The sequence below is a fragment of the Vibrio sp. 2134-1 genome (assembly GCF_033339495.1).
In genome coordinates, this window is sequence record NZ_JAWOUS010000469.1 from 1 (window position 1) to 677 (window position 677).

Genomic DNA, 677 nt, shown 5'->3' on the forward strand with positions numbered 1-677 from the left:
CATTACCTAGTAGTTAGTAGTTGACTGATTTTTTAGATATGGAGATATAGATTATACCGAATAGACACCTTGCTATCCTCGAACTCCATTGCCTAGACTTTAATCTGATTACCCATGCTAAACGAAGGTATTCTTCATGAAAATAATGTCTAAATGTAATGTGTTCGTTATCTCTTTATTCACTTTGGGGCTTTTAGGCTGCGCAAGCACGAAAGACAATATGGTGGCCAAAGGGTTTCCTGTTCAATATGCAGAGGGTTTTGATGACGGGTGTCACAGTGGATACAAAGCGGCTGGAAGCTTGTTTGATGAATTTAAGAAAGACATTTCCCGATTTAACTCTGATAAAAAGTATGCTCAAGGTTGGTCTGATGGATTCAGACAGTGTGAGAGTGAACAGGAAGCAATTGAGCGTCAAACCCGAATAACAATAGAGCAGCAAAAACTGATTGAACAACGCAAAGCCAATGAGCGCTCAGAGACATATCTTCTTGAAAAACATGCATTAGAAGGAGTCGATACAAGCGGACTTGAGAGTTTAACCCCCAAGTAGCGGTGGAGTTTTGTGATTGCGAGTCGATGTACTTTCCATACATTTAGTATTTCGCAAAACGACGTAAATGTATGGAATGGGCCGCAGTCGCTTACTATAACTGGCGGTCGCGCTGAACTTCACT

1 protein-coding gene is annotated in these 677 nt (G+C 41.1%); it reads left to right on the plus strand.

What is annotated here, in order from left to right; genetic code table 11:
* Positions 1 to 136 precede the first annotated feature (136 nt).
* Positions 137 to 553, plus strand: coding sequence for a hypothetical protein (locus R7R78_RS26670; protein WP_020838025.1), 417 nt, complete (start codon positions 137 to 139; stop codon positions 551 to 553).
* The last annotated feature ends 124 nt before the right edge of the window (positions 554 to 677 follow it).

Excerpts from the sequence above, each read along its gene's own strand:
- R7R78_RS26670 (WP_020838025.1), top strand. The coding sequence starts at position 137 with ATGAAAATAATGTCTAAATGTAATGTGTTCGTTATCTCTTTATTCACT.